Source organism: Mesorhizobium sp. WSM4808, assembly GCF_055811675.1.
The window spans coordinates 197,039-218,419 of sequence record NZ_JBVVQX010000006.1; the positions used below are offsets into that span (position 1 = coordinate 197,039).

The 21,381-nt window shown below is 63.6% G+C and carries 21 protein-coding genes; 4 read left to right on the plus strand and 17 right to left on the minus strand.

Features of this window, described 5'->3' with window-relative positions:
• Window positions 1-130 precede the first annotated feature (130 nt).
• Together AC0L2U_RS13340 and AC0L2U_RS13345 are read left to right on the plus strand one after the other, a co-directional pair.
• Complete coding sequence (locus AC0L2U_RS13340) at window positions 131-1,318, plus strand: Gfo/Idh/MocA family protein (protein WP_292680414.1); 1,188 nt, start codon at window positions 131-133, stop codon at window positions 1,316-1,318.
• Between the two features lie 40 nt (window positions 1,319-1,358).
• Window positions 1,359-2,213, plus strand: coding sequence for a sugar phosphate isomerase/epimerase family protein (locus tag AC0L2U_RS13345; protein WP_292703608.1), 855 nt, complete (start codon window positions 1,359-1,361; stop codon window positions 2,211-2,213).
• 74 nt (window positions 2,214-2,287) lie between these two features.
• Here the strand turns inward: AC0L2U_RS13345 and phnE (AC0L2U_RS13350) are convergent, their stop codons facing one another.
• From phnE (AC0L2U_RS13350) to AC0L2U_RS13385, 8 genes are all read right to left on the minus strand, one after another.
• Entirely contained in the window at window positions 2,288-3,838 is a 1,551-nt protein-coding gene (gene phnE, locus AC0L2U_RS13350; protein WP_292703605.1) for a phosphonate ABC transporter, permease protein PhnE, read from the minus strand.
• Window positions 3,839-3,842: 4 nt separating this feature from the next.
• On the minus strand, window positions 3,843-4,817 hold the full coding sequence (gene phnE / locus AC0L2U_RS13355) for a phosphonate ABC transporter, permease protein PhnE (protein ID WP_127271835.1): 975 nt from the start codon (window positions 4,815-4,817) through the stop codon (window positions 3,843-3,845).
• A 74-nt stretch (window positions 4,818-4,891) separates the two neighbouring features.
• Window positions 4,892-5,800, minus strand: a complete 909-nt coding sequence (gene phnD / locus AC0L2U_RS13360; RefSeq protein ID WP_127272208.1) for a phosphonate ABC transporter substrate-binding protein — start codon at window positions 5,798-5,800, stop codon at window positions 4,892-4,894.
• 84 nt (window positions 5,801-5,884) lie between these two features.
• Window positions 5,885-6,742 carry a phosphonate ABC transporter ATP-binding protein gene (phnC, locus tag AC0L2U_RS13365; protein ID WP_473602012.1) on the minus strand — a complete coding sequence of 286 codons (858 nt, stop codon included), beginning with the start codon at window positions 6,740-6,742 and terminating at the stop codon, window positions 5,885-5,887.
• A gap of 311 nt (window positions 6,743-7,053) precedes the next feature.
• Window positions 7,054-7,671, minus strand: a complete 618-nt coding sequence (locus AC0L2U_RS13370; protein WP_127397687.1) for a DapH/DapD/GlmU-related protein — start codon at window positions 7,669-7,671, stop codon at window positions 7,054-7,056.
• Window positions 7,668-8,375 carry a phosphonate C-P lyase system protein PhnL gene (phnL, locus tag AC0L2U_RS13375; RefSeq protein WP_127267987.1) on the minus strand — a complete coding sequence of 236 codons (708 nt, stop codon included), beginning with the start codon at window positions 8,373-8,375 and terminating at the stop codon, window positions 7,668-7,670. The genes AC0L2U_RS13370 and phnL overlap by 4 nt, the downstream gene beginning before the upstream one ends.
• 37 nt (window positions 8,376-8,412) lie before the next feature.
• Window positions 8,413-9,189, minus strand: a complete 777-nt coding sequence (gene phnK / locus AC0L2U_RS13380) for a phosphonate C-P lyase system protein PhnK (protein ID WP_292680405.1) — start codon at window positions 9,187-9,189, stop codon at window positions 8,413-8,415.
• On the minus strand, window positions 9,186-10,085 hold the full coding sequence (locus AC0L2U_RS13385) for an alpha-D-ribose 1-methylphosphonate 5-phosphate C-P-lyase PhnJ (protein WP_473602013.1): 900 nt from the start codon (window positions 10,083-10,085) through the stop codon (window positions 9,186-9,188). The genes phnK and AC0L2U_RS13385 overlap by 4 nt, the downstream gene beginning before the upstream one ends.
• A gap of 65 nt (window positions 10,086-10,150) precedes the next feature.
• On the opposite strand from AC0L2U_RS13385, the gene AC0L2U_RS13390 reads away from it, so the two are divergent.
• Window positions 10,151-10,327 carry a hypothetical protein gene (locus AC0L2U_RS13390; RefSeq protein WP_189526676.1) on the plus strand — a complete coding sequence of 59 codons (177 nt, stop codon included), beginning with the start codon at window positions 10,151-10,153 and terminating at the stop codon, window positions 10,325-10,327.
• A 2-nt stretch (window positions 10,328-10,329) separates the two neighbouring features.
• Here the strand turns inward: AC0L2U_RS13390 and AC0L2U_RS13395 are convergent, their stop codons facing one another.
• From AC0L2U_RS13395 to phnG, 3 genes are read right to left on the minus strand one after another with little or no spacing between them, the layout of a single operon-like run.
• A complete protein-coding gene (locus tag AC0L2U_RS13395) occupies window positions 10,330-11,442 on the minus strand; it encodes a carbon-phosphorus lyase complex subunit (protein ID WP_473602014.1) in 1,113 nt (370 codons plus the stop codon).
• A gap of 1 nt (window position 11,443) precedes the next feature.
• Window positions 11,444-12,055: a phosphonate C-P lyase system protein PhnH gene (gene phnH, locus AC0L2U_RS13400; RefSeq protein WP_473602015.1), complete on the minus strand. Its 612-nt coding sequence runs from the start codon at window positions 12,053-12,055 to the stop codon at window positions 11,444-11,446.
• Window positions 12,055-12,516, minus strand: a complete 462-nt coding sequence (phnG, locus tag AC0L2U_RS13405) for a phosphonate C-P lyase system protein PhnG (protein ID WP_473602016.1) — start codon at window positions 12,514-12,516, stop codon at window positions 12,055-12,057. The genes phnH and phnG overlap by 1 nt, the downstream gene beginning before the upstream one ends.
• Before the next feature lie 131 nt (window positions 12,517-12,647).
• Between phnG and phnF the strand changes: the two genes are divergently transcribed.
• A complete protein-coding gene (gene phnF / locus AC0L2U_RS13410; protein WP_292703594.1) occupies window positions 12,648-13,400 on the plus strand; it encodes a phosphonate metabolism transcriptional regulator PhnF in 753 nt (250 codons plus the stop codon).
• Between the two features lie 251 nt (window positions 13,401-13,651).
• Here the strand turns inward: phnF and AC0L2U_RS13415 are convergent, their stop codons facing one another.
• The 6 genes from AC0L2U_RS13415 to AC0L2U_RS13440 form a co-directional block, all read right to left on the minus strand.
• Entirely contained in the window at window positions 13,652-14,671 is a 1,020-nt protein-coding gene (locus AC0L2U_RS13415; protein ID WP_292635703.1) for a zinc-binding alcohol dehydrogenase family protein, read from the minus strand.
• A 66-nt stretch (window positions 14,672-14,737) separates the two neighbouring features.
• Window positions 14,738-15,703: an ABC transporter permease gene (locus tag AC0L2U_RS13420; protein ID WP_023812479.1), complete on the minus strand. Its 966-nt coding sequence runs from the start codon at window positions 15,701-15,703 to the stop codon at window positions 14,738-14,740.
• Window positions 15,700-17,253 (minus strand): sugar ABC transporter ATP-binding protein, encoded by a 1,554-nt coding sequence (locus AC0L2U_RS13425; RefSeq protein ID WP_473602017.1) that lies wholly within the window; start codon window positions 17,251-17,253, stop codon window positions 15,700-15,702. The genes AC0L2U_RS13420 and AC0L2U_RS13425 overlap by 4 nt, the downstream gene beginning before the upstream one ends.
• Before the next feature lie 155 nt (window positions 17,254-17,408).
• On the minus strand, window positions 17,409-18,401 hold the full coding sequence (locus AC0L2U_RS13430) for an ABC transporter substrate-binding protein (protein ID WP_127272465.1): 993 nt from the start codon (window positions 18,399-18,401) through the stop codon (window positions 17,409-17,411).
• A gap of 298 nt (window positions 18,402-18,699) precedes the next feature.
• Window positions 18,700-19,698, minus strand: coding sequence for an aldo/keto reductase (locus AC0L2U_RS13435; protein WP_127399065.1), 999 nt, complete (start codon window positions 19,696-19,698; stop codon window positions 18,700-18,702).
• Window positions 19,699-19,758: 60 nt separating this feature from the next.
• Complete coding sequence (locus AC0L2U_RS13440) at window positions 19,759-21,264, minus strand: UxaA family hydrolase (RefSeq protein ID WP_128290096.1); 1,506 nt, start codon at window positions 21,262-21,264, stop codon at window positions 19,759-19,761.
• Between the last annotated feature and the right edge of the window lie 117 nt (window positions 21,265-21,381).

The window sequence follows — 21,381 nt, forward strand, 5'->3', positions numbered from 1 at the left end:
GAGGGGAGGGTGGCCCGAAGGGCCGGGAGGGGTCGGTTCATGCCGAGCTCTGCCTCAACGACCCCACCCGATCCGCTGCGCGGATCGACCTCCCCTCAAGGGGGAGGTGAGCAACAGCGAGGAGCAAGATATGGTCGGCGCATCGAAGTCGGAAACGGGAGGCGGCCCGATCCGCTACGGCATGGTCGGCGGCGGGCAAGGCGCGTTCATCGGCGCGGTGCACCGGATCGCGGCGCGGCTGGACAATGATTTCGTGCTGGTTGCCGGTGCTTTGTCAGCCGACCCGGCCCGTGCCAAGGCCTCGGCCGCCGAACTGGGGCTCGACCCCGCACGCAGCTATGCATCCTATGCCGAGATGGCCAAGGCCGAGGCGAAGCGCCCCGACGGCATCGAGGCAGTGGCCATCGTCACGCCCAACAATGTCCATGTGCCGGCGGCAAAAGTTTTCCTCGAGGCCGGCATCCACGTCATCTGCGACAAGCCGCTGGCGACGACCCTGGCCGAGGCGAAAAAGCTTGCGGCGATAGTCGAGAAGACCGGCAAGGTGTTCGTGCTGACGCACAACTACACCGCCTATCCGATGATCCGGCAAGCACGCGAAATGGTCGCCAAAGGTGTTCTCGGCGACATCCGCATCGTGCAGTCCGAATATCCGCAGGACTGGCTGACCGAGGATTTGGCCGCGACAGGCCAGAAGCAGGCGGCGTGGCGCTCCGACCCCAAGCAGGCAGGCGCCGGCGGTGCGCTGGGCGATATCGGCACGCATGCCTACAACCTCGCCCGCTTCGTCTCAGGGCTGGAACTGGACTCCCTGTCGGCCGATCTCGACGCCTTCGTGCCGGGCCGGCTACTCGATGACAACGTCAACGTCATGCTGCGCTTCAAACCTATCGGCAAGACGCATCCGGCCAAGGGCATGATCTGGGCAAGCCAGGTGGCGCCCGGCCACGAGAACGGGCTGAAGCTGCGCATCTACGGCTCCAAGGGCGGGCTGGAATGGGTGCAGGCCGACCCGAACTATCTCTGGTACACGCCGTTCGGCCAGCCGAAGCAATTGATCACCCGCAACGGCGCCGGCGCGCTGCCGGTGGCGGGCCGTGTCAGCCGCGTGCCGTCGGGTCATCCCGAGGGCTATCTCGAAGGTTTCGCCAACATCTACCAGGAGGCCGCACGCGCCATCCGCGCGGCACGCCGCAAGGGCGGCAAGCCGCCCAAGGACGTCGTCTTCCCGACCATCCAGGACGGCGTCGAGGGCATGGCCTTCATCGAGGCCTGCGTGAAATCGTCGAAGAAGAATGGGGCGTGGACGAAGCTCTGAAATAGAGGCGGTCCGGGGGATCCAAGGGGAGGGGGGGTCGATGAAAATCGGCATGTGCATGTTCTTGTGGACGACGGCGGTGTCGAAGAAACACGAGCCACTGCTGCGCGACATCAAGGCGACCGGCTTCGATGGCGTCGAGATACCGATCTTCGCCGGCGCGCCGGACGATTATAAAAAGCTCGGCGATCTGCTCGACCGCATCGGGCTGGAGCGAACGGCTGTTTCGGCCATGGGCGATCCGGCGATGAATTTGATTTCGGCCGACGCGGCGACGCGCAAGGCCGGGGTCGACTACATGAAATGGGCGATCGACTGCGCGCAGGCACTTGGCGCCAGCACGCTGAGCGGCCCGCTGCATTCGACGCTCGGGTCGTTTTCCGGCTCCGGACCGACCTCTGCCGAGAAAAAGCGCTCCGTCGCCTCGCAACGCGCGATCGGCGACCATGCCGGCAACAAGGGCGTCACCATCGGCCTCGAGGCGCTGAACCGCTTCGAATGCTATCTCCTCAACACGATGGCGGATCTGTCGGAGCATATCGACGCCATCGACCGGCCGCACATCAAGGCGATGTACGACACCTTCCACGCCAATATCGAGGAGGCCGACCCGATCGGCGCCTACACGAAACACCGCAGGAATGTCGTGCATATCCATATTTCGGAGAATGATCGCGGCGTGCCGGGGCGCGGCAACATTCCCTGGACCGAAACGTTTTCCGCCATCCGCAAGAGCGGCTATGACGACTGGCTGACGATCGAGGCGTTCGGCCGTTCGCTCAAGGATTTGGCGGCGGCAACGAAGGTGTGGCGCGATTTTTCCGAGACGCCGGAAGCGGTCTATCGGGAGGGGTATAGGCATATCAAGAGCGGGTGGAAGAAGGCCGGCGCCTGAGACGCGAGCCGAAGGTCGGCGAAGCAAAACCGGTACCACCTTTGCTTCGTCGACCTTCGATTCAGGATCGTGGTCTAAGCCGCCGGCAGCAGGCGGGCGGAGGCGCCCCGCGCGCGCTCGTCGTTGCCGTTTCCGACGGTCCCCATCAGTTTGCGGCGGAGATAGTTGGAGATATTGTCGAAGACAAAAACGACAATCAGGATCAACAGCACCATGTAGAAAACATTGGCCCAGTTGGTGCCGGTGCGCATGGCTTCCCATAATTTCAGACCGATGCCGCCGGCACCGACGGCGCCGATGATTGTCGCCGAGCGGGTGTTCGATTCCCAGAAATAGAGGGATTGGCTAAGGAACACTGGCAGAACCTGAGGCAGCACGCCGTAGCGTTGCACCATTGTTGGTGTGGCGCCCACCGAGCGGATGCCTTCGCGCTGCTTGTCGTCGATGTTTTCCAGCGCCTCGGAATAGAGCTTGCCCAGGGTTCCGGTATCGGTGAAGAAGATCGCCGACATGCCGGCCAGCGGCCCCGGACCAAAGCCGCGGGTGAAGAACAGCGCCCAGATCAGCATGTCGACAGACCGCAGGAAGTCGAAGAAGCGTTTTGTCGCCTGGTTGGTCAACCAGTTCGGCGTGATGTTGCGCGCAGCCAGGAAGGCGAGCGGAAAGGCGACGACCGAGGCCAACACTGTGCCGACAAAAGCCATGACGATGGTTTGCAGAAGCTTCAGCCACACGTCGCCGTGTTGCCACTCGGCATTGTAGAGGATGTTGTCCCAGGCAAGCGCTGCGTTTGACCTCGATGGATCGATGCGTTCTCCGGAGACGATCAATGAAGCGATCTCGCCAAACGATTTTCCCCAGAATGGCGAATTCGTGTCAAACACAAAATTCGCCCAACCAAAAAACCGCCTCCAGGCGATCACCTCGTCATTTTGCACTTCAGCGCGGCCCAAAAATCCGAACGAGACATAGGCTGTCGAACCTGGCTTGCGTTGCTCTATCCAGTCAGGCAGCGGTGTGCGCGGCGTGACAGACCTGTCCTTGGCAATGTCGAAGACGACGCTTTCGGCGCCGCGCGTCACCGTGACAAGATTTGGCGCAATGGCAATCTGGCCGCTGCCAAGGACGACGGTCGCCGCTACCACGGCCTTTTCGCGCACCGTTTTGGGCGCGGCCGGAACTGGTTTGTCTGGCGAGGGGGCCGGATTCTCGGCCGTTGGCGCGCCAGCCGCCATGAACGAACCCTGCGACGACTTGTCGGTCGCGGTCGCCGGTGCCGGTGCGGCGTGGACCCGCCGCTCGACCTCGGCAATCTGCTTGATAACCCAGTCGGGATTTGGATTGGATCCCAGTTTGGAGAAACGAGAGTAGTCGATGGTCAGATAGCCGTCCTTGAATTCGATGTCCGGGCGGATTTCGTAAGACACCCAGTCGGCGAGATAAGCGCCGGCCAGGTTCCAGTTCGCCTTTCCGAGAACGATGCCGATCGAGAAGAACCACGAGCAGTAAAAGGTGTAGAGGATGCATAGAAGGATGCCGAACGGGGCGGCATAGCGCTTCCATAAAGGCCGCTGAAACGCATCGGGATAGCGAGCGGCGATGTCGTTGATGGCGTCGGCGTTCATTGCGTTACTCTCCGCGCCCGTATGCGAACGCCTGCCTGCCGACGAGACGTTGTCTCAGCCATGCCGAAAACTGGTCAACGGCGACAATCGTGCAGAACAGCAGAAACACGATGGCTATGGTCTTGGCCTCATGGCCCCGGCTGATCGAAAGACGCAGGGATTCGCCGATGCCGCCGGCGCCGACGGCACCGAGAATGGTCGAAGCGCGCACATTGATCTCGAAGCGGAGCAGGAAATAGCTCATGAAGTTGGGCAGAACCTGAGGCACCATGCCGAACCACACCCGTTCGACCCAGTTGGCGCCAACGGCCCGCAAGCCTTCGTCAGGCTTCATGTCGGCGTTCTCGACCACTTCGTAGAACATTTTTCCGAGCGCGCCGACGGTGTGGATGCTGACCGCGAGGATCGCTGGAATGGGCCCAAGCGAGAAGATCGCCAGAAAAAAGCCGGCAATGACGATTTCCGGAAAGGCGCGGACAATTTCGAGGAAGCGGCGCGTGGTGAAGCGGAGCCAGCGGCTGGCCGTCACGTTGCTTGCAGCCAGGAAGCAGAGCAGGAAACCGAAGGTGGAGCCGACCAGGGTCGAAAACAGCGCAATGTTCAGGGTCTCGATCATCCGGTAGAAATACTCCGGAATGTAGATGCCTTGGGTCAGGTAGACCCGGCCTTCGGGATAGTCGAATTTGAGGCTGCCATCGTCATAGGGCGACGGCAGGTCGAACAGCGCGCGCACCGGGTCGAACCAGTCGCGCGGCTTCAATTCGACGAAAAAGTCGGCGATGTGGGGAAGGCGGTCGAAGAACTTTCCGGCGTTGGTCTCATTGGCGAACCAGAGCGAGCCCGAGAGCGCAAGCAACAGGAAAACCAGGCCTCCGATCGTGTAGAGGCGCCGGCGAGCGGCGAGGTCGCGCCAGTGCCGCTCGGCTAACGCTCCTTCCGTGGAGAGCGCAGGCGCGCGGTAAATTTCGGTCGCACTCATCGATAGTTCCCCAGCCCGTGACGCGGCAACGCCGCCGGCGGCACTTTGGCCCCGGCGGCGTCGTGCCTTTTGGCTTACGAGCCGATCTTCGCCTTACGAGCGTCGATGATCGCCTGATAGAATTCCGGGGTGACCGGCGAATAGCTCTTGAAGTCGCCGCCTTGCACCGCCGCGAAACAGGCCGGGTCGGTCTGCGGAAGCTTGGTCAGGAAATCGGTGATCTTCTGCTTGGTGTCGGCGTCGAGCGAGGTGCGTATGACCAGCGGGCCGTTCGGGATCAAGGGGGACTGCCACAACTCTACGAGGTCGTCCATCTTGAGGACACCCTTGTCGACCATCTTGCGCAGATTGCCGGAGCTGTAGCCATCCTTGAAGTCGCCGACGCCGGAGGCCCAGGTGGTGCCGGCATCGAAGGTGCCCTTCAGAACTTCAAGGACAAGCTGTTCATGGCCGCCGCCGAAACCGGTCGACGCGAAATAGCTCTTCACATCCATGCCGATGTCTTTGGGCAGCGAGGTGACCGGGACCAGGTAGCCGGAAGTCGAATCGGGATCGGCGAAACCGAGTTTCTTGCCCTTCATGTCAGCGAGTGTCTTGATGCCGGAATCCGCACGGGCGACCATAACCGAATGGTAGCCGGTCGAACCGTCGGTCTGGACCGTCGTCAGGATCGGCTGAACCGCGTCCTTGTTCTCGAGGTAGACCTTGGCGTAGGCGGAAGCGCCGAGTTCGGCATAGTCGAGCGTGCCGCCGAGCAGACCCTGGATGACGCCGTCGTAGTCGGCGGCCGGGAACAGCGAAACTTTCTCGACGCCGAGAACTTGCTTGATGTGGTCGGCGAAGCACTGGTAGTTGCGCAGACGGTCGGCTTCGTTCTCGCCGCCCAGAATGCCGACGCGGAATTCCTTCAGATCCTGTGCCTGGACCGAGCCCATCGCCATGGCCATGACGGAAACGGCACCGAAAAGTATCTTTCTAAACATCTCGTCTCTCTCCTGTTGGTCCCGGCATCGCGCCGGCTGCGTTGGGATATGATGCCCTTGACGCGGGCTGGCGATCCAGGTCGCTCAGTAACCAGGAAAGGCTGGCTCAAGCGGTCCGGCGGATGCGGCGATTTTTTGCTTGATGATGACACTGGTCGAGGTGATGGCCTCGGAGATTTCGCCGCCGCTGCTGTCGGCGCCGTAGACCATGCGCACGGCCTCGCGGTTGAGCTCTTCCGGCGGGCCGTCGAAGACGACCTTGCCGGCAGCCATGCCGATGATACGGTTGCAATAGGTGCGGGCCGTGTCCAGCGTGTGCAGGTTGGTGATCACGGTGATGCCTTCGCGCAAATTGATATCCTGCAGCGAATCCATAACCACCTTGGCGTTGAGCGGATCGAGTGACGCGATCGGCTCGTCGGCGAGGATCACCTTCGGCTGCTGCATCAACGCGCGGGCAATGGCGACGCGCTGCTGCTGGCCACCCGACAAGGTGTCGGCGGCCTGCAGCGCGGTGCGGGCGATATCGAGACGCTCCAGCGCTGCTATCGCCTCGGCTCGTTCCTCGCGGGAGAAGATGCCGAGCAGGTTCGACATGGTGGAGCGGTGATTCAGCCGGCCGAGAAGCACATTGGTCAGCACGTCGAGGCGCGGCACCAGGTTGAACTGCTGGAAGATCATGGCGCAATCGCGCTGCCAGCGCCGTAGTGGCGAACCGCGCAGCTGGGAGACCTCGGCGCCGTCAAAAAAAATCGACCCCTGGCTGGGATCGATGAGACGGTTGATCATGCGAAGAAGGGTCGATTTGCCGGCGCCCGAACGGCCGATGACGCCAACCATCTGACGATGCGGGATCGCGATGTTGATGTCGCTGACGGCAGTGTTCTTGCCAAATCGTCGGGTGACACCGCGGATTTCGAGCGTGGCGGAATTTGCTGGCATGGGGGCAGGTTCCAGGTCCGGACCATTGATCGTCAGGCTCTCGCCTAGCGCAGCCACATGAACCTGCCGTGTCGCGGTGATGTCAGTTTTGTTACGCTCCACAGGCTGGAGTCTAGTGTCGACCCTGGGTCAGCAGTCGAAGGTGATTTGGAACGCGGGCCTGGCGAGCTGGTGCCATCAAGCGTTCCAGACAAGGCCGTCATGGCGCCGATGCTGGTGTCGAGAGGCATGTCATGCGGATAGTAGGGGCCGGGGCGGTTTGTGATAATGCCCCGCTGCCCCGCGTCAGTGACCGCCATTCCTGGACGTCGCTATCCACCATATTTCTCTAGGAACGTCTCGGCCTCAAGCTCCCGGAAATCATCCAACGCGGCGCGCAGCCTTGCATGGTCCCAGTCCCACCAGGCGAGCGCCTGGTAGCGTTCGGCCGTGCGGCGATCGAAGCGCTCGCGGATCGGTTTGGCCGGCACGCCGCCGACAATGGTATAGGGCGCGACATCTTTCGAGACCACCGCACCCGCGCCGACCGCGGCGCCATCGCCGACGGTGACGCCAGGCAGGATGGTCGAGCCATGGCCGAGCCAGGTGTCGTGGCCGATGGTGACACGTTTGGCGCGGCGCTGGGCGAAGAATTCTGTCTCGTGCTCGGCATCGTCCCAGTAGTCCGAGGCGCGATAGGTGAAGTGATGCAGCGTCGGCCGCCAAGTCGGGTGGTTGGTGGCGTTGATGCGAACGCTGGCCGCGATGTTGGCGAATTTGCCGATCGTCGCGCACCAGACGGAGCAGTCCTGCATCATGTAGGAATAGTCGCCGAGTTCGCTTTCCGAGACCCGGCTGCGGTCGGCGATCTCGGTCCAGCGGCCGAGCGTCGAATTCTGTACATCCGCCGTCGGGTGGACCAGCGGCGTCTCGGACAATTTCCTGGTCATGCGGCGATTTTTCCGGACGCGAACGCGGTGACGTCGATGATGCGGTCGGCAACCGCCTCGCGCACGTCGTGGTCATGGAAGATGCCGAGTAGGGCGACATCAGCCGCCTTCTTGGCGGCGATGAGTTCGATCACGACGTCGCGGTTCCTGGCGTCGAGCGAAGCGGTCGGTTCGTCGAGCAGCAGGATTGGATGCTCGGTGATGAAGCCGCGCGCGATGTTAACGCGCTGCTGCTCGCCGCCGGAAAAGGTCGCAGGCGGCAAAGCCCAGAGTTTCTCCGGCAGGTTGAGCTGTGCCAGCAAGGCGCGCGCCTTGCCGCGGGCAATCTCGCGATCCTCGCCGCGCTCGACCAGCGGTTCGGCGACGACATCGAGCGCCGAAACGCGTGGCACGGTGCGCAGGAACTGGCTGACATAGCCGATCGTTTGCCGGCGCACCGCAAGCACGGTGCGAGGGCTGGCGGTGGCCAGGTCGATCAGCCCGTCATCATGCGTGACGATGATCTGGCCTTCGTCGACGGCGTAGTTGCCGTAGAGCATCTTCAGGATCGAGCTCTTGCCGGCACCGGACGGGCCGCCGAGCACGGTGCATTCGCCGGCCCTGATCGAGAACGAGACACCGGCGACAACAGGCAGTTTGATGCCGTCACGCAGATGCATGGTGAAGCTCTTGGCAACGCCGGAAACAACGAGCGGGGTTGCCATCAGAAGGTTCTCCAATCGTCAGTCGTTTGCGTCATCGTCAAACCTGCAGAATCGAGGAAACAAGCAATTGCGTGTAAGGCGCGCGCGGGTCGTCGAGCACGCGGTCGGTGAGACCGCTTTCGACGACGCGGCCGTCCTTCATCACCATCATGCGCTGCGATAAAAGCCGCGCCACGGCAAGGTCATGGGTGACGACGATGGCTGCGAGACCAAGATCGGTGACCAGACCGCGCAGCAGGTCGAGCAGGCGCGCCTGGACCGAGACGTCGAGGCCGCCGGTTGGCTCGTCCATGAACACCAGACGCGGGGCGGTGACGAGGTTGCGGGCAATCTGCAGGCGCTGGCGCATGCCGCCGGAAAAGGCGCGCGGCTCGTCGTCGATGCGGTCCTCGTCGATCTCGACGCGCGATAGCCAGTCGACGGCGGTGGCGCGGATCTTGCCGTAGTGGCGGTCGCCGACCGCCATCAGCCGCTCGCCGACATTGGCGCCGGCCGACACCGTCATGCGCAGGCCGTCGGCCGGGTTCTGGTGGACAAACCCCCAGTCGGTGCGCATCAGGAAGCGGCGCTCGGCCTCACTCATGCGGTAGAGCTCGCGGAACTGGCCGTCGCGCATGCGGTAGCTGGCGCTGCCGGAGGAGGGCAGCAGCCGCGTCGACAGGCAGTTGAGCAATGTCGTCTTGCCGGAGCCGGACTCGCCGACCACAGCCAGGACTTCGCCCGGCCACAGGTCGAAGGAGACGTTGTCGCAGCCGACGCGCGAGCCGTAGAATTTGGAGAGCGCCGAGACGCGCAGCAGCGGTTCGTCGGTCATTGCGCCGGCTCCATTTTTTCCGAGGCAAGATGGTTTTCTGAAGCAAGGTGGCCGTGATGGCCGTCCGCCCGCCGCTTCTCGCAATGATCCGTGTCGGAGCAGACGAACATGTGGCCTCCATGGTCGTCGAGGATGACCTCGTCGAGATAGACATTCTCGGCCGCGCACAGCGCGCAGGGCTGGTCGAAGGTCTGCACCTCGAACGGATGATCCTCGAAGTCGAGGCTGACCACTTCGGTGAAGGGCGGCACCGCATAGATGCGCTTTTCGCGGCCGGCGCCGAACAGCTGCAGCGCCGGTGAGCGATGCATCTTGGGATTGTCGAATTTCGGCGTCGGCGACGGGTCCATCACATAGCGGCCCTCGACCTTGACCGGATAAGCATAGGTGGTGGCGATGCGGCCGTGCTTGGCGATGTCCTCGTAAAGTTTCAGATGCATGAGGCCGTATTCTTCCAGCGCATGCATTTTGCGCGTTTCGGTCTCACGCGGTTCGAGGAAACGCAGGGGCTCCGGGATCGGCACCTGATAGACCAGCACCTGGCCCGCCGTCAGCGGATGTTCGGGGATGCGGTGGCGGGTCTGGATGATGGTGGCGCTGGCGGTGTCGGTCGTCACCGCGACGTTGGCGACCTTCTTGAAGAAGGCACGGATCGAGACCGCGTTGGTGGTGTCGTCGGCGCCCTGGTCGATCACCTTGAGCACATCGTCCGGGCCGATGATCGAAGCGGTGACCTGGACGCCGCCGGTGCCCCAGCCATAGGGCATCGGCATTTCGCGCGAAGCGAACGGCACCTGGTAGCCGGGGATGGCGATGCCCTTGAGGATCGCCCGGCGGATCATCCTTTTGGTCTGCTCGTCGAGATAGGCGAAGTTGTAGGTGGCGATGTCAGTCATGGCGATCACATCCGCATTGTGCTATTGAATTGGCATCCAGGGCGCGGAAACAGGGGCGAAATCGGATGACCCAGACCGCTTGGCTGCATATCGGAATTCTGCTGCTGGCGTTCGTCGGCGTGGTCGCGTTTGTCCTTCGGCGCATGGTTCTTCCTGCGCCGAAAGATGGCGCGCAGGGCGAGACTGTAGCCGGCGCCAGTGGCGGTTACGGCGGCGGCTCGGTTGATGGCGGCGGCCACTAGCATCACTCTGCTGCCTCTCGCTTTTCTTCTATCTTTGCAGGGTTCTCACGCGCGTCATATTCGGCGCGCATGCGGCGCACGAGGTCGAGTTCGGCCTGGAAATCGACATAGTGCGGCAGCTTCAGATGCTCGACGAAGCCGGTCGCCTGGACATTGTCTGAGTGTGAGATGACGAACTCCTCGTCCTGGGCCGCGGCGACGACATCCTCGCCGAGCTCCTTCGCGCGCAGCGCCCGGTCGCAGAGCGCCATCGCCATCGCCTTGCGCTCGCTCTGGCCGAAGACCAGGCCGTAGCCGCGGGTGAACTGCGGCGGCGCCTTGGCCGAGCCTTTGAACTGGTTGACCATCTGGCATTCGGTGACCCGGACAGTGCCGAGCGGGACAGCGAAGGGCAGTTCGGGCACGTCGAGATCGAGCTCGACCTCGCCGATGCGGATCTCGCCGACGAAGGGATGGTTGCGGGCATAGCCGCGCTGCGTGGAATAGCCGAGCGCCAGCAGAAAACCTTCATCGCCGCGTGACAGCGCCTGAAGGCGGATGTCGCGCGCCATCGGGAATTCGAGCGGCTCGCGGGTGATGTCGCCGGGGACATGGTCCTGCGGCATGTCGCCGTCCGGTTCGATCAAGCCTTCGCGGGCGAGGATCGCCGAGACGCGCGGCATGGCTTGCGCTTCCGTCTGGCGCAGCAAGGGCTCGGCGACATCGGCGCCGGCGGCAAGCTCGGGATCGAGCAGCCGATGCGTGTAGTCGAATGTCGGCCCGAGCAACTGGCCGCCGGGCAGGTCCTTGTAGGTCGCCGATACGCGCCGCTCGACCAGCATGTTGGCGGTGTCGATGGGCCTGGAGTAGCCGAAGCGCGGCAGCGTGGTGCGGTAGGCGCGCACCAGGAAGATCGCCTCGATCATGTCGCCGCGCGCCTGGACGATGGCGAGCGCGGCCAGTTCACGGTCGTAGAGCGAGCCTTCGCTCATCACCCGGTCGACGCCGAGCGCCAGCTGCTCGACGATCTGGTCGAGACGAAGGGCCGGCACCGAACGGTCGCCGCGGCGGCGGTCGGCAAGCAGGCTGTGGGCGTTGGCGATTGCGGCTTCGCCACCTTTTACCGCGACATACATCTTACGCCTCCATCGTCTTGATGCGCGTCGTGCGCGGCAGGCAGGCAATGCCGCCTGATGTGACGAGGATGATGTCGACGCCACGCGGAAAGCGCTTGATGTTCTGTTTCCACTGCTCGACGAAATGGCGCGGCATCTGTGCCGGCGCGATCGTGGCGCTGGTTTCGATGCCGGGACCTTCGAGCAACAGCGGCGTGCCGGAGACGAGATCGCCGACTTGCAGGATCAACGTGGTCGAACGGTCGGGATAGTCCTGCGTGCCCTGCGAAAAACCATCAAGCGACATCATCTCGGCCGGGGCCGCGATGAAGGCGAAATGCGCATCGGCCGGTGTGTTGGCCAAGGGCGCACCAGTATGGAAACCAAGCCAGGATCTGATGGCGGTGGAAGCTTGCAGGGCCTGGTCGAGCCAGAGCGGGGTGTCGTTGTCGCACAGCGCCAGTGCGATGGCGCCGGCGGTCGCCGAGAGCGGCGCCGGCGGGCGGGCGAAGGCCGGCAGCGGCTGCACGGAGCCTGGCCGCGCCATTGCGTCCATGACGGCGCGGAACACGGTCTGGGCATTGAAGACCGGATCGGCGAAACCGCCCTCGATCGATTGCGCTGCAATGTCCATCAGTCTTCTCCGCGAACCATGGTGAAGAAATCCACCTTCGTTGCCGCCGTCTCGGCGCGGCGTTTTTCATGCGCTGCGGTCAGAGCCGACCGCAGGGGCGCTATCAGCCCGGTCTCGACCCCATTGCGGCGGGCAGGGTCCTGCCACAGCGCGTCGGCGATGGCCGCCAGCCTCGCCTTCTGCTTGTCGCGGCCAAGCGCATAGCAATGGCCGACCTGACCGGAGGGCAGCCGGACGGTGGCGCGGGTAACGGTCGCCTCGCCGACATTGAAAGCGGCGCCGCCGCCGCCGATGCGGCCGCGCAGGGTGACAAGGCCGGTTTCGGGGCCGCGCAGCAACTCGGCGTCCGAAGGCAGTCCGGCCTCATTCCAGAGCCGTACGATGTCATCGCCGCTGGATTGCGCAAGGGTTGCCATGGCGGCCTTGCGCTCGGCCTGGTCGCGGGCTTCCTGTCCTCGCATAAGCTATCGTCCTCGTGGCTAAATTTGTCTATTGATATAGACAACTATACAAATTATACCTATTATCTAGCGCGTGTCCATGACGGGTGGATGACAGCGATAGAAGACTGGGCGCTGGAAGGTGGGGGGCAATGAAGGTCGGGCAGCTGTCAGCGGACGGCATCGAGCGGCGCAGTGGCGTTTCGCTGTGGCGGCAGATCGCCGACAAGATCCTGTATGCGATCGCCATCGGCGATTTCACGGAGAATGCAGCGCTGCCGCCGGAGGTGGCGCTGGCAGAACGCTATGGCGTCAACCGTCACACGGTGCGCAACGCCATATCAGCCCTTGTAAGGGAAGGCGTGCTGCGGGCCGAGCAGGGGCGCGGCACCTTCGTGCTGTCGCGCAAGCGGCTGTCCTATCCGATCGGGGCGCGCACACGCTTTTCGACAGGGCTGCAAGGGCAGACGACGGAACGGCACATCGTCCTGCTCGCCTCGTCGGTCGAGCCGGCCAGCCAGCGGGTCGCCGAGGGACTGGGTCTTCCCAAGGGAGCCGATGTGATGCGGCTGGAAACGCGCGGCGAAGCCGACGGACGGCCGGTGTCGCGCGCTGCCGGCTGGTTCGAGGCCCGGCGCTTTGCCGGCATCGATGCCGCGATGGCGGAAACAGGCTCGATCACCGCATCGCTGGCGCGGTTCGGCATAGACGACTATCTCAGGCAATCGACCGTGCTGTCGGCGCGCCATGCCGATGCGGCGGACCTTGCCGACCTCGACCTGCAGCCGGGCGCCATCGTGCTGGTCACGGTTGCCGTCAACGTCACGCCGGACGGCCAGCCGATCCAGTTTTCCGAGTCGCGCTTTCCGGCCGAACGGGTGGAGCTGAAGCTGTCGGCGCTGTAGGGAGTGGACAGCTCGGTCGCGCTTATTTTTCAGCGACTTGGCGTTTGAGGACCGCCTTCCCCACTCCGTCTCGGCTTCGCCGAGCCACCTCTCCCCCCCTCCGGAGGGAGAGGAAGGAGCCCGCCTTGCTAAGCTCGCGCCATTCCTCTCCCCCGTCGATCGGGGGAGAGGTGGCTCGGCGAAGCCGAGACGGAGTGGGGGTCGACCTGCGCGGGCGTCGTCAATTCGGACCGGCTTCGCCGTCTGCCATGTTATGATCCGACCTCGATCACAGCCTTGATCAGGCCCGATTTCTCATGTGCCCAACGAGCCAGATCGCGCGGCGTGCCGGCGAGTGTGGTGCGGTGTGTAACGAGCTTGGCCAGGGGAACGGCGCCGTTGCGGATCGAGGCGGCGACGTGATCGAAGTCGGCGCGCAAGGCGTTGCGGCTGCCGATCAGCGTCATCTCGCGCTTGTGGAATTCCGGATCGGAAAAGCTGATGTCGTCCTTGACAACAGAGACCAGCACCAAGGTGCCGCCATGCGCGACATGGGCAAAGGCCGACTGCACCGACTGGGTGTTGCCGGTGGCGTCGAAGACCACATCGAAGCCTTCGCCTGATGTTGCTTCCTTGACCAGATCGGGCACCGCGCCGCGCGAGCCGTCGAGGGTCTGGAAACCAAGCTCATTTGCGGCGAAGGCGAGCCTTTCACTGCTCATGTCGAGCAGCGTCACGTCGAGTTCGGCGATGCGGGCGAAGATGGCGGTGCCGAGCCCGATCGGGCCGGCGCCGATGACCAGCGTGCGGGCGCCGGGGTCGGCGCGGGCGCGCCGCACGGCATGCGCTCCGATGGCCAGGAACTCGACTGCGGCGGCGTCGGCCAGCGACAGGCCGTTGGCCGGATAGAGATTTTGCGCCGGCACCAGGATCCGTTCGCACATGGCGCCGTCGCGATGCACGCCCAGCACCTCGATCCTGACGCAGCAATTGGGCTTGCCGTGCCGGCAGGCGATGCACTTGCCGCAGGAAAGATAGGGGTTGATCACCACGGGCTCACCAACGGCAAGATCGACGCCGTCGCCGGTCTCGACGATCGTTCCCGACACCTCATGGCCCATGATGCGGGGATAGGCGAGGAACGGGTGCTTGCCCTCGAAAATGTGGTAGTCGGTGCCGCAGATGCCGACATGGCTGACCGCCACCAGCGCCCAGCCGGGAGGCGGTGCCTCTGGTGCGGGCCGGTCTTCAAGGACAAGATCGCCGGGCGAACGGCAGAGGACGGCTTTCATGCGCTAATCCAGTCATGAAATCGCCGGCCCGTTGGTGTGGCGGGCCGGCGGTTGATTGCGGGATCGCTACTTGCCGCGGCGGCGCAGGCCGTCGAAGTAGACGATGATGATGATCAGCGCGCCGGTGATGATGCGCTGCCAGAACGAGTTGACGTTGAGCAGGTTGGCGCCGTTGTTGATGGTGGCCAGGATGAAGGCGCCGAGCAGCGGCCCATGCACGGAGCCGACCGCGCCGAACAGCGAGGTGCCGCCGATGACGGAAGACGCGATCGCCTGCAGCTCCCAGCCCTCGGCCTGCGTCGGGTTGCCGATGCCGATGCGGGCGGCCAGCAGCACGCCGACAAAGGCGGCGCACAGGCCCGACAGCGTGTAGGCCATGTAGATGGTGCGCTGGACATTGACGCCGGACAGACGCGAAGCCTCGGCGTTGGAGCCGACCGAAAAAAGGTATCGGCCCCAGCGGCTGTGGTGCAGGAAGATATAGGCTGGAATGCCGACCAGGATCACCATCCAGAACAGGTTGGGGATGCCGATGAAGGAATTGCGCGAGAAGGCGGTGAAGGTGTCGCTGTTGATGTTGATCGAATTGCCGTTGGTCATCAAAAGGCCGATGCCGCGCAGCGAGGTCAGCGTTGCCAGCGTGATGATGAAGGGTGGCAGGCCCATCTTGACGATGCCGAAGCCGTGGAACATGCCGATGGCGACGCCGACCAGCAGCGTCACCAGAATGGCGAGCCAGATGGGGAAGCCGGCATTGATCATCATGGCCACGACCACCGTGGCGAAACCGACCACGGCGCCGACCGACAGGTCGATGCCGCCGGTGATGATGACGAAGGTCTGGCCGACCGCCATGATGGCGATCATCGAGCCCTGGCGCAAGAGATTGGCCATGTTGTTGGCGGAGGCGAAGCTCGTCGTCGCCACGGAGAGAAGAATCCAGAGCAGAACCAGCAGCGCCAAAAGCGTCAGCCCAAACAGGACGTTGTAGTTGCGCTTCGGTTTTTCGACGGCGATCGCCTCGGTGCTCATATCTGTCCTCCCAGCTTTTCTTGTTTCTCGGCGAGCGCCTGAGTGAGAATATCCTCGTGGCTGGCGGCGTGAAAACCGTGCGTCGCCACCAGTTTGCCGCGCCGGAACACATGCAGCGTGTCGGCGAGTTCATAGACTTCCGGCAGATAGGACGAGATCAGGATGATGCCGGCGCCCTTTGACAAAAGTGCGCTGAACAGGCGGTAGATCTCGGCCTTGGTGCCGACATCGACGCCGACCGTCGGTTCGTCGAAGATGAACAGCTTGGCGCCGTGCGCCAGCCATTTGCCGATGACGATCTTCTGCTGGTTGCCGCCCGACAGGCTGGATGCCAGCGCGCCGCGCGTCGGTGTCTTGATGCGCAGATCGGCGATCTGGCGATCGGCTTGCGTCTTCTCCTGCGTGCTCGAAATCAGCAGATTGTTCGAGATACGCTTGTAGATCGGCAGGTTGAGGTTGAAGCCGACCGGCAGGTTGATGCAGAGGCCCTGGTCGCGGCGGCTTTCCGGCGCCAGCGCCATGCCGAGCTTGATCGCGTCATGCTCGGAATTGACCTGCACCTCCTTGCCTTCCCAGAGGATATGGCCGGCGGATTTGCGGTGGCGGCCGTAAAGCGTGGTGACGAACTCGCTGCGTCCGGCGCCGATCAGGCCATAGAGTCCGACGATCTCGCCGGCGCGGACCGTCATCGAGACATTTTCGAAGCCCTTGCCGGACAGGTTCCTCGCCTCGATGAGGGCGGCGCCCGGCGTGAAATGCTCCTTGTGGTAGACCTGCTCGATCGAGCGGTTGATCATCATCTTGACCAGTTCGGCATCGTTGGTCTCGGCGATGTTGCGGGTGCCGACCAGCGTGCCGTCGCGCAGCACGGAAACACGGTCGGCGAGCTCGAACACTTCCTCCATGCGGTGGCTGATGTAGATGATCGTCACGCCTTCGCCCTTCAGCCGGCGGATCAAGGTGAAGAGCTGGTCGGCCTCCTTGCGGGTGAGGTAGGCGGTCGGCTCGTCGAAGATCAGGAATTTGGTGCCGCGCACGGTGGCGCGGGCCGCAGCAATCAGCTGCTGCTGGCCGATGGTCAGGTCCCCAAGCGTGACATGCGCCGGCAGGTCGAAGCCGAGGTCGTCGATGATCGTCTGCGCCTGCCTGACCATGGCGCGCTGCTGCAGGATGCCGAAACGCGAATTCTCCTCGCCGAGGAACATGTTGGCGGCGACCGTCAGGTGACGGCACAGCACGACTTCCTGGTGCACGGCATTGATGCCGAGCGCCATCGCCTCGTGCGGCGCCGCCAGGGCGGCCGGTTGGCCCTCCCAGGCGATCTCTCCGGAGGTGCGCGGCATGACGCCGGTCAGAAGCTTGATGAGCGTGGATTTGCCCGCGCCGTTCTCGCCGACGATGGCGTGGATCTCACCGGACTTGAAGGCGAGGTCGACCGGCTTCAGCGCGTGGGTGCCGGGATAGCGCTTCTCCAGCCCGCGCAATTCGAGGATGGTCCGCCCCGGTTCCAGCACAGGGGCCGGATGCAGTTCCTGCGCCGTCGATGTCATGACAATCCTCCCAGATTGGCCTCACGATTGGCACGCGGCGAGACAAGGATATGTCTCGAAAACAGCCTAGCCTACGCTTATGGATTGCCAAGCCGTTTGTGCGGCAGCTTGTCTCCGGGGCGAGGTGCCCCGGAGACCATTGCGGATGCGACGGCTCAGAGCTTCGGATTGAGCAGCGCGTCGATCTTGGGGTCTTTCATGTTGTCCTTGGTCACCAGATTGGCGCCGGTGTCGACATTGGCTTCGACCTTCTCGCCCTTGGAGGCGGCGAGTGCGGTCTTGATGCCGTCATAGCCCATCCGGTACGGATCCTGGACGACGAGGGCGGAAATGACGCCGTCGTTGAGGAACTTGATCAGCTTCTCGTCGCTGTCGAAACCGACCAGCGCCAGCTTGCCGCCAAGGCTGTTTTCCGCGACAGCCTGGCCGACGCCCTGCGCCATGATCAGGTTGGAAGCGAAGATGCCCTTGAGGTTCGGGTTGGCGGTGATCAGGTCGGTGGCGATGTTGAGGCCGGTGGTGGCCTGGCCGTCGGCATATTTATCGGCGACCAGCTTGAGGCCCGGATATTTGGCGGCCAGCTGTTCGGTGAAGCCCTGCTTGCGCTGTTCGAGCGAGCCGGCGCCCGGTGCGTTGGTGATCAGGGCGACGTCGCCCTCGATCTTGCCGCCGTTGGCGGCGCCGATGGCGGCTGCGAGGCCGTCGGCAGCGACGCGGCCGCCCTGGACGTTGTCGGTGGTCAGGAACGAGGTGAACGCCTTGGAGTCGGCGCCGGAGTCGATGCCGATGACCTTGACCTTGGCAGCGGCTTCATCGATCGGCTTTCCAAGCGCCTTGAACTCCGTCGGCGCAATGACGATCGCCGCCGGGTTGCTGGCAACGGCGTTCTCGAGGATCGAGACCTGGCCGTTGACATCGGTTTCAGCCTGGGCGCCGAGTTCCGGCACGTTGACGCCGAGATCCTTGCCGGCCTTGCGGGCGCCGGCCAGAACGATCTGCCAGTAGAAGGACGTGGTGTCCTTGACGATGATCGGAATGGTGACGTCCGCCGCCGAAACCGGCGCCGAATGCATGACGCCGGCGAGCATCGAAGCTGCTGCCAGCGCCATGACGGCGCGGCGGTTGAGAATGCTGGTCACGAATTTCATGAGGTTTCCTCCCTAAGTCGCCCGGTGAACGATACGGAGCTCCGTTCGGATAGGCGCGGCCCAAACAGAACTTTATCAATAAAAAACAATTGCCATGTTTTGATAATGCATCGAACAGATCGATGCAAGCGGTGTTTGATCAGTCCTTGCGAGGTCTGGCAGAAGCAAATCCACCGCGCTGCTCCCCATTGGCGCCGTCACACTTCCGTTCCGTTCCGGGAACGTATGGAATATTAATTCCATCATTTCGTCAATATGGAATATACATTCCTTCGGGTGACTGCAAGAATATGAAATTTCACGCCAGCTCCTGCACCAGTGTGTAGGGACGATATCTGGCGTACTCCGTCTCCGGCACGTCGATGTCGAGCAGTTGGAGGTTGCGCGTCAGGTTCGCCAGCTTGGCGGTGCCGGTCAGCACGGTGGCGACGGCAGGTTCATGCAAGGGGAATTGGAACGCTGCGGCGGCGAGCGGATAGCCTCCCTCGGCGGCGATCCTTTCCATTGCGCCGACGCGGTCGAGCACGTCATGGCTGGCAGGGCGGTAGTCGAAATGCGCGCCTTGCACCGGCCCGGTCGCCAGGATACCGGAGTTGAACACGCCGCCAATGACCAAGGAGGTCTGCCGCGCCCGGCACAGGGGCAGCAACTCCGCTTCGGCGCTGCGGTCGAGCAAGGAATAGCGGCTGGCGAGCAGGATGCAGTCGAGCGGCGCCTCGCGCATCACGTCCAGACAGATCTGCACTTCGTTGACGCCAAGCCCATAGGCGGAAATGACGCCGGACCGTTTCAGCTCTTCAAGTGCCTTGAGGCCGCCGTCCATCAGGTCGCGAAAGTGCAGCTTGGTCTTCTCGACACCATGGGTGTAGGCGCCGATGTCGTGGACAAACAGGATGTCTATCCTGTTTAGGCCAAGCCGCGCATAGCTGAACTCGACCGACCGCATGATGCCGTCATAGGAATAGTCGTAGTCGAGCGCGAAGGGCAGCGGATCGACATAGGAGTGATCGGGAACCTGATCGTCCGGCACCGGGCGGAACAGCCGGCCGACCTTGGTCGACAGCACATAGGAATCGCGCGGCTTGTAGCGCAGGAAGTCGCCGAAGCGGCGCTCCGACAGCCCGAAACCGTAGAAGGGTGCGGTGTCGAAATAGCGCAGGCCGGCATCCCAGGCGCCCTGCAGCGTCTCCATCGCCGCTTCGCGCGAACAGGCGCGGTAAAGGCCGCCAAGTGCAGCGCCGCCGAAGCTGACCTCGGTGACTTCCAGCGCTGTCTGGCCGATGCGGCGTCTTTCCATGCACAACCTCCCCGTTGCCCGCCGCTGACCGGCGCGCAGTCTACTTTATATCAGTAAAATCTAAAGTGTTGCGCCCAGATGCCAGGGCACGAACTCGTTGTCGCCGTAGCCGAAGTCCTCGCTCTTGGTCTTGCGGCCGGAAGCCGTCTCGACGATCAGTTCGAAGATCTCGCGACCCATACCGGCGATGGTCTTTTCGCCCGAGGCGATGACGCCGCAATTGACGTCCATGTCCTCTTCCATCTGGTGGTACATGGTCGAGTTGGTGGCGACCTTGATCGACGGCGTCGGGCGGCAGCCGAAGCATGAGCCGCGGCCGGTGGTGAAGACGATGACGTTGGCGCCGCCCGCCACCTGGCCGGTCGCCGAAACCGGGTCGTAGCCGGGCGTGTCCATGAACACCAGGCCGCTGCCAGTGACTTTTTCGGCGTAGCCGAAGACGCCGTTGAGGGGCGTCTGACCGCCCTTGGCGACCGCGCCGAGCGACTTCTCCAGGATGGTGGTGAGACCGCCGCGCTTGTTGCCGGGCGAGGGGTTGTTGTCGATCGAGGCGCCATGCTTGGCGACGTGGTCCTCCCACCATTTCACGAAGCCGTCGAGCTTCTGCGCGATCTCCGGCGTTGCCGCGCGGTAGGCAAGCAGATGCTCGGCGCCGTAGATCTCCGTGGTCTCGGAGAGGATGCCGATGCCGCCGACGCCGGCCAGAATGTCGACGGCCGCGCCCAGCGCCGGATTGGCCGTGATGCCCGACATGCCGTCGGAGCCGCCGCATTGCAGGCCGACGACGATCTCGCTGACCGGGATCGGCTCACGCTTCAGCTGGCCGACTTCCTCGGCGATCTCGGCCAGCACGCCCATCGCCTTTTCCACCGATTTGCGCGATCCGCCGGCGTCCTGGATGTTGAAATGGCGTTTGCCGGCAGCGACGCCCTTCTGGCCGTATAGGGTGAGCTGGTTGACTTCGCAGCCGAGGCCGACCATCAGCACGCCGCCGAAATTCGGGTGGCGGGCGTAGCCGGCGAGCGTACGGTGCAGCACCATCATGCCGTCGCCGGTGCCGCTCATGCCGCAGCCCTGGCCGTGCACGATCGGCACGAAACCGTCGATGCCGGGATAGTTAGGCAAAAGGGTGCGGTTGGCGGTGTCGGCGATGGAATGGCAGACGGTGGCCGAGCAATTGACGCTGGCGACGATGCCGATGAAGTTGCGCGTGCCGGCGCGGCCATCGGCGCGGCGATAGCCCATGAAGGTGCGGGCGCGATCGGCCTCCGTCGCGTGCTCGGCCTCGCTCGGCGGCACGACCGGCAAGCGGCCTGATTCGAAAACCAGATTGTGCGAATGAACGTGCTCGCCCGCTGCAATATCCTGTGTCGCTCGACCGATCGCTTGGGCGTATTTCACCACGGCCTCGCCGGCGGCGATCGGCTTGATCGCCACCTTGTGGCCGGGCTCGATCAGCGCACTGGCGACGGCACCGCCCGGCAGCGCGGTGCCGATCTCGATGCGGCCGTTGGCGACGGCGACATTGTCGGCAGGGGACAGGAGAATGCAGTTGGAGGCGTTCACGGGCGGTTTCCTGGGTGATCCTGGGTTGCGCGGACGGATTGACACGCGTCTGTTTAGAGATAATGTCTTTTATCGTGAAAAAACAGTTTTGCGTCAATTGTTTTTTCGTGGGGAGTT

What these genes read in the sequence shown, in the direction of transcription:
- AC0L2U_RS13420 (WP_023812479.1), bottom strand. Translation starts at nt 15,703, where the DNA reads ATGAGCACCGAGGCGATCGCCGTCGAAAAACCGAAGCGCAACTACAAC.
- AC0L2U_RS13395 (WP_473602014.1), bottom strand. Translation starts at nt 11,442, where the DNA reads ATGTATGTCGCGGTAAAAGGTGGCGAAGCCGCAATCGCCAACGCCCAC.
- phnH (WP_473602015.1), bottom strand. Translation starts at nt 12,055, where the DNA reads ATGGACATTGCAGCGCAATCGATCGAGGGCGGTTTCGCCGATCCGGTC.
- AC0L2U_RS13415 (WP_292635703.1), bottom strand. Translation starts at nt 14,671, where the DNA reads ATGAAAGCCGTCCTCTGCCGTTCGCCCGGCGATCTTGTCCTTGAAGAC.
- AC0L2U_RS13345 (WP_292703608.1), top strand. Translation starts at nt 1,359, where the DNA reads ATGAAAATCGGCATGTGCATGTTCTTGTGGACGACGGCGGTGTCGAAG.
- phnE (WP_127271835.1), bottom strand. Translation starts at nt 4,817, where the DNA reads ATGAGTGCGACCGAAATTTACCGCGCGCCTGCGCTCTCCACGGAAGGA.
- phnG (WP_473602016.1), bottom strand. Translation starts at nt 12,516, where the DNA reads ATGCGAGGACAGGAAGCCCGCGACCAGGCCGAGCGCAAGGCCGCCATG.
- AC0L2U_RS13385 (WP_473602013.1), bottom strand. Translation starts at nt 10,085, where the DNA reads ATGACTGACATCGCCACCTACAACTTCGCCTATCTCGACGAGCAGACC.
- phnL (WP_127267987.1), bottom strand. Translation starts at nt 8,375, where the DNA reads ATGGCAACCCCGCTCGTTGTTTCCGGCGTTGCCAAGAGCTTCACCATG.
- phnD (WP_127272208.1), bottom strand. Translation starts at nt 5,800, where the DNA reads ATGTTTAGAAAGATACTTTTCGGTGCCGTTTCCGTCATGGCCATGGCG.
- AC0L2U_RS13390 (WP_189526676.1), top strand. Translation starts at nt 10,151, where the DNA reads ATGACCCAGACCGCTTGGCTGCATATCGGAATTCTGCTGCTGGCGTTC.
- phnK (WP_292680405.1), bottom strand. Translation starts at nt 9,189, where the DNA reads ATGACCGACGAACCGCTGCTGCGCGTCTCGGCGCTCTCCAAATTCTAC.
- AC0L2U_RS13435 (WP_127399065.1), bottom strand. Translation starts at nt 19,698, where the DNA reads ATGGAAAGACGCCGCATCGGCCAGACAGCGCTGGAAGTCACCGAGGTC.
- AC0L2U_RS13370 (WP_127397687.1), bottom strand. Translation starts at nt 7,671, where the DNA reads ATGACCAGGAAATTGTCCGAGACGCCGCTGGTCCACCCGACGGCGGAT.
- phnE (WP_292703605.1), bottom strand. Translation starts at nt 3,838, where the DNA reads ATGAACGCCGACGCCATCAACGACATCGCCGCTCGCTATCCCGATGCG.
- phnF (WP_292703594.1), top strand. Translation starts at nt 12,648, where the DNA reads ATGAAGGTCGGGCAGCTGTCAGCGGACGGCATCGAGCGGCGCAGTGGC.
- AC0L2U_RS13340 (WP_292680414.1), top strand. Translation starts at nt 131, where the DNA reads ATGGTCGGCGCATCGAAGTCGGAAACGGGAGGCGGCCCGATCCGCTAC.
- phnC (WP_473602012.1), bottom strand. Translation starts at nt 6,742, where the DNA reads ATGCCAGCAAATTCCGCCACGCTCGAAATCCGCGGTGTCACCCGACGA.
- AC0L2U_RS13430 (WP_127272465.1), bottom strand. Translation starts at nt 18,401, where the DNA reads ATGAAATTCGTGACCAGCATTCTCAACCGCCGCGCCGTCATGGCGCTG.
- AC0L2U_RS13425 (WP_473602017.1), bottom strand. Translation starts at nt 17,253, where the DNA reads ATGACATCGACGGCGCAGGAACTGCATCCGGCCCCTGTGCTGGAACCG.